The organism is Streptomyces sp. YS-3, from assembly GCF_045257485.1.
GTDB lineage: Bacteria > Actinomycetota > Actinomycetes > Streptomycetales > Streptomycetaceae > Streptomyces.
Map to the genome: position 1 here is coordinate 1 of NZ_JBJHPC010000454.1, position 5,844 is coordinate 5,844.

5 protein-coding genes are annotated in these 5,844 nt (G+C 74.0%); all 5 read left to right on the plus strand.

Going from position 1 to position 5,844, the window contains the following annotated elements; genetic code table 11:
- On the plus strand, nucleotides 1–449 hold a 449-nt coding region (locus ACJA3G_RS27950), incomplete at its 5' end, for an FAD-dependent oxidoreductase (RefSeq protein WP_406555811.1).
- On the plus strand, nucleotides 446–1,459 hold the full coding sequence (locus tag ACJA3G_RS27955; RefSeq protein ID WP_406555812.1) for a phytoene/squalene synthase family protein: 1,014 nt from the start codon (nucleotides 446–448) through the stop codon (nucleotides 1,457–1,459). The genes ACJA3G_RS27950 and ACJA3G_RS27955, both read left to right, overlap by 4 nt.
- On the plus strand, nucleotides 1,456–2,472 hold the full coding sequence (locus ACJA3G_RS27960) for a DUF5914 domain-containing protein (protein ID WP_406555813.1): 1,017 nt from the start codon (nucleotides 1,456–1,458) through the stop codon (nucleotides 2,470–2,472). Before ACJA3G_RS27955 ends, ACJA3G_RS27960 begins: the two co-directional genes overlap by 4 nt.
- Nucleotides 2,473–2,638: 166 nt before the next feature.
- Nucleotides 2,639–2,989, plus strand: a complete 351-nt coding sequence (locus tag ACJA3G_RS27965) for an effector-associated constant component EACC1 (RefSeq protein WP_406555814.1) — start codon at nucleotides 2,639–2,641, stop codon at nucleotides 2,987–2,989.
- Entirely contained in the window at nucleotides 2,986–5,640 is a 2,655-nt protein-coding gene (locus ACJA3G_RS27970; protein ID WP_406555815.1) for a caspase, EACC1-associated type, read from the plus strand. The genes ACJA3G_RS27965 and ACJA3G_RS27970 overlap by 4 nt, the downstream gene beginning before the upstream one ends.
- Nucleotides 5,641–5,844 lie beyond the last annotated feature (204 nt).

The window sequence follows — 5,844 nt, forward strand, 5'->3', positions numbered from 1 at the left end:
GCCTGGCCCCGCCCGGCAAACACCTGCACTACGTCCTCGCGCCGTGTCCCAACACCGACATCGGACCCGGTCCCGGCGCCTGGAGCGGCCTGGCCCCCCGCTACCGCGCCGCCCTCCTGCGGGAGCTGGAGCGGCGCGGCCTCGACGGCATCGCGTCCGCCATCGAGGAGGAGTGCCTGGTCACCCCCGCCTCCTGGCACGCGCTCGGGCACGCCGCGGGCACCCCCTTCTCCGCCGCACACACTTTCCCCCAGACCGGCCCCTTCCGGCCCCGCAACCTGGTCCGCGGCACCGACAACGCCGTCCTGGCGGGCTGCGGCACCACCCCGGGCGTCGGCGTGCCGACCGTCCTGCTCTCCGGCAAGCTCGCGGCGGCGCGCATCACCGGAGCCACTGCCCGTGCACACCGGCACGGCCCGCGCGTCCCTCCCCAGGAGACCCCCGTATGACCGACCGCGAACTCGACGCCGCCGGCATCACCGATCCCGCGCTGCGCCAGGCCTACCGCCAGTGCCGCCGGCTCAACGCCCGCCACGGCAGGACCTACTTCCTCGCCACCCGGCTGCTCCCGGTGGAGCACCGGGCGGCCGTGCACGCCCTGTACGGATTCGCGCGCTGGGCCGACGACATCGTGGACACCCTCGATCCCACGGTCGACGTCGACGACCGCGACGCCGCGCTCCGCGCCCTGCACGGCACGCTGACCGAGGGCCTGCGGGGGAGCGGCGGCGACGAACCGGTGGTGCTGGCCCTGGCCGACACGGCACGCCGGTACGCCATCGACCACCGACTGTTCGCCGACTTCATGGCGGCGATGCGCGCGGACCTGTCGGTCACCGGCTACGCCACCTACGCCGAACTGCGCTCCTACATGCACGGGTCCGCGGCCGTGATCGGACTGCAGATGCTGCCCGTCCTGGGCACGGTCGCGCCACGGGAGGTGGCCGCTCCGCACGCGGCTGCGCTCGGTGTCGCCTTCCAGCTCACCAACTTCCTGCGCGACGTGGGCGAGGACCTCGACCGCGGCCGGGTGTATCTGCCTGCCGACCTGCTCGCGGCACACGGCGCCGACCGGCCGCTGCTGTGCTGGAGCCGCGCGACGGGCCGTCCCGACCCGCGTATCACGGCCGCGCTGCGCGAGTTCGAAGCCCTGACCCGCGGCGTCTACCGCGAGGCCGTGCCCGGGATCCCCATGCTCGCCGACGTCTCGCGGCCGTGCGTCCGTACCGCCTGCGTGCTGTACGGGGGCATCCTGGACGCCGTGGCCGCGGACGGGTACGCCGTGGTGCACCGTCGCGCGGCCGTGTCCCGAAGACGCCGCGCGACGGTCGCCGCCGACGGACTCGTGCGCGTCGCGGCAGCACGGCTGCGCGTCCGCGGGCGGCAGCCGGTCGCGGACCTCCCGTCCCCTCCCGCGTCCACCGGCTCGCGCCGCCCGGTCCACGAGGAGGTCGCATGAGGCCCGAACCGGCGGACCGGCGCGCCCGGCTGCCCCTGTCCCTGCGCAGGCGGGCGCTTCCCTGGGCGCGGCAGCACCCCACCTGGCGCGAGGCCAGGCCGGGCCTGATCGCCGCGGCCGTCAAGCGGGCCCAGACGCGTCCGTCGGGGAACTGGTACGTCGTGGGCGCCTCACACGGTCTGGACGGCGGCCGGCCGCTGGCCCGGACCGTGGCCGGGCACGAAGTCGTCGTCTGGCGCGACGCCGAGGGCCGTGCGGTGGGAGGGCCCGGCATCTGCCCGCATCTGGGGGCTCCGCTGAAGGACAGCCCCGTACGTTGCGGGCGGCTGGTGTGCCACTGGCACGGACTCGCCCTGGAGGGCGCCCCGTTCGCGGGCTGGAACCCGTGGCCGGTCCACGACGACGGGGTGCTGGTGTGGGTCCGGCTGGACGATGTCGGGGGCGAGCAGCCGCTCGACGCACCCGTCGTCCCCGTCCGCCCGGCACCAATCCGGGCCCTGTCGGCCGTCTACACCGGCGTGGGGATCTGCGAGCCCGAAGACGTCCTGGCCAACCGCCTGGACCCGTGGCACGGCGCCTGGTTCCACCCGTACTCGTTCGTCGATCTCACGGTGCTGGACGTGCCCGGGCCCGGCGCCCGCGAGGACGACGACAGCTTCACCGTGGACGTCTCGTTCAAGGTCGCCGGACGGCTCGTCGTACCGGTGCGGGCGGTGTTCACCGCCCCGGAACCGCGTACCGTGGTCATGCGCATCACGCGTGGCGAGGGCGTCGGCAGCGTCGTGGAGACGCATGCCACCCCGCTGGGAGCCGATGAACGGGGCCGCCCGCGCACTGCGGTCGTCGAGGCGGTCGTCGCCTCCTCCGACCGCGCGGGCTTCGCCCTGGCACGCCGGGCCGCCCCGGTGCTGCGCCCGCTGATCCGCGCCGCCGCCGGACGGCTGTGGCGCGACGACCTCGCGTACGCCGAACGGCGCTGGCAACTGCGCTCCACGGGCCGCTTCCCGGGGTGACGCCCGGCGCGTACACGAGGGCCCCTGCCGAGTGGTGGACCGGCCCGGCGAAAACCCCTGTCCCCCTGCCGGGGGAAACCCTGGGAAGTCTTCCCAAGCGCCGGACCGAGCTGGGATCCTGACCATGCTGAGCTGATGGTGGTCACATGATCCACGGGGGAGCGGGATGGCCGAGGTACGGATCAGTGCGGAAAGCGCGGCGAGTGCCACAGCCCTGACCGGGTGGTTGCGCCGCGACCCGTCCGTGGCGCGCGCGGGCATCACCATCGAGCCCATGGACGCTCCCGCGTCACCGGCCACGGCCATGGGGTCCGTGGACACGATCACCGCCGTGGCGAACAGCACGGTCGGCCTGCTCGGGCTGCTCGTCACCACGGCCGCCTGGCGGCGCCCCCGAGGTGTACGGAAGCCGACCGTGCGGATCACCGAGCGCGACGGGACCGTTCTTGAGGGAACGGCCGAGGACGTGCTGTCCATACTGCGAGCCCGCGAGGAGCGGGAGCAGTCCGACGCATGACGGCTCTGCTGTCCGACCCGGCGGCCTCCCGGGCGGTCCTCGTCGGCGTGCCCCGGTACTCCCCGGACGGCCGCCTCACCCAACTCCCCTCCGTCGAGCGGAACATCACCGCCCTGCGGGACGCCCTGTGCGACGAGGCCGTGTGGGGTCTGGCCCCGCAGAGCTGCCGCGTACTCGACGGCGAGGCCCACGGCGGGGACGTCATGCGCGCCATCTACGCGGCGGTGGGCGAGGCCACCGACACGCTGCTGGTCTACTACGCCGGGCACGGCCTGCTCCACCCCGACCGGCCCACCGAACTCCATCTCGCCCTGCACGACTCCAACGAACAGCAGATGTGGCGGGCCCTGCCCTACGCGCACATCCGTGACGAAGTACGGGCGGCACACCGGCGGCACGGCCTCAAGTGCGCCATGATCCTCGACTGCTGCTTCAGCGGAGCCGCCGTGGAAGGAGGCATGAGCGCCCCGGAAACCCTGCTGCGGCAGGCCGCCGACATCGACGGCGTCTGCGTCCTCACCTCCAGCGCGGCCACCGAGGTCGCCTACGCTCTGGCCGACGAGGAGCTGTCGGCCTTCACCGGAGCCATGCTCACGCTGCTGCGCACCGGCGTGCCCGAGGCCGGACCCGTGCTCGACTTCGGCTCCCTCCACACCCGGCTGCACCAGACCCTCAGTACCCGCGAACACCCCCAGCACCCGCAGATCGGCGCCCACAACTCCGGTGAGCGCATCGCCATCTTCCGGAACCCCGCGTTCACCGCGCCGACCCCGCCCGAAGCCGGCCGAGACCCCGCCCTGCCGCAACCGCTGCCCGCCACGCGGTTGTTCGGGCGGGAACGTGAGCTGCGGGAGCTCACCGCGCTGGCGGCCCACGGCCCCGGCGTCCTCGTCGTCCACGGCCCTCCCGGGGTGGGCAAGTCGGCGCTCGCGGTGGAGCTCTGCCAACGGCTCGCCGAGGACAGCGAGGACAACGAGGACAGCGAGGACAATGAGAAGCCGAGGACCATGGGAGTGCCGGTCGTCCTGCTCGACGACATAACGAGCCCCGCCGACCTCTCCCGGACCGACGCGACGCCGCACGACGCCCTGATCGTGGTCACCAGCCGGGCTTCACTCACCGACGCGCTGGCGCCCCACCAGGTGCGCCACTATGCGCTGGCTCCGCTGCGGGTGGCCGACGCGGTGGCGTTGCTGCGGGACATCAGCGGGCTCACCGGCCACACCGGCGAACTCACCGAGATCGCCGAGTTGCTGAGCTGCTTCCCGCTCGCCCTGCGCCCCATCGCCGCCCGGCTCCGCCGCACCCCGCCCGACCTGCTCCTCGACGCCATGCGGGAGTCGGACCGGCCGCTGCAACACCTCCACGAGGACGACGACCGCGTCCGTACGGCCTTCACCGTCTCGTACGAGGCGCTCAGCGATCAGCAACAGCAGGTGCTCCAGGACTGCGCCGCCCACCCCGGGCCCGACTTCGACCGCCACTCCGCCGCGGCACTGTGCCATCTGCCGCCCGGAATCTGCGGGTTGATGCTGGAAGAGCTGGTCGATGTCGGCCTCCTCCAGCGCGCGGGCGCCCGCTACGCCTTCCACGAGCTCTACCGCAGCTATTCGCGCACCACGCCCGCGGCGGAGGCCCGGCGGCGAGCCGCCCTGTACGCGCATCTGCGCAACCGGCTCGGGGCCGTGCACGACGACGGGCCGTCCCGGACCTGGCGGGCCGCCGCACTGGGAGAGCTGCGCGCGGCGGCGCGTGCGGCACGTCATGACCTGTGGAGCCCGGCGGCCGAGCTGAGCTGTGACGTGGCCGACGCCCTGGACGCGGAGGAAAGGACCGATGAAGCCAGGGACGAGGCCGAGGCCGCCCATCGGTACGCCGCGGGCAGCAGCGACCGGCCCGGGGCAGACCGGGCCCGGGCGGCACTCGCCCGTCTGGGCACCCAACCCCGGCAGGACCAGGCCCGGTGGGTGGTGTCCGGCTCCTCGGCCGCCCGCCAGGACGTGGCCGCCGCCCTGGTCCGTTCGGCTGCGCAGGCACCGCCGAACGGGACCTCGTACGGCCGGCACTTCATGACCCTCGCCGAGCGGGCGCTGGCCGCCGACCTCGTCGACGAGGCCTTGCGGTTCCAGACCGAGGCACGTTCCCACGCGGAGGAGGCCGGGGAGCAGGGGCTGCTGGCCGAGTGCCTGGTCGGCGAGGCGGCGCTGCGCATCTACGCCGGGCAGTACGCGGAGGCGGTGGAACCGGCCCGGCGGGCGGCCCGGCTGCTGGACGAGCGGGACGATCGGGAGGGGGCGGCGCACGCGTTCGCGACGGTGGCCGAGGCGCTGCGCAAGACGGGGGACCCGGAGAAGGCGCATTCCCCCGCCCGCCTGGCCCTTGAGCGGTTCGCGGCGATCGACGATCCCGCTTCGCTCAGCTACGCGTACCGCCTCCTCGCCAAGGTCGAGTGGGCACTGGGCAACCACGCGCCCGCCGTCCGCCTGATGGACCAGGCACACCAACTGCGTCACGGTCCCGGTATCGAGGAAGGCCCGTCGACCAGGGCCATCGCCCATCCCTCGTCCCGGGCGGTCCGGACGGGTCATGCCATGGGTTTCTCGCGGGTTCCCACCACTCTCGGACCGACGGATCCTCAGCTGCCCCAGTGAGTCGTCCGTTCACCTCGTACGACGGGTGCCGGGAGCGTAGCCTGCTGCGCGGCGCGAGTGGCAGGGACGCCGCGTGCCCGATTCGATCCGTACGAGGAGTGCTCAGCCATGGACATACCCAGACCCTCGCGCATGCGGCGCGGCAGGGCCGCTTTCGTGGGCGCGGTCCTGGTGGCCGCCCTGACCCTGGCGGGCTGCCAGGAC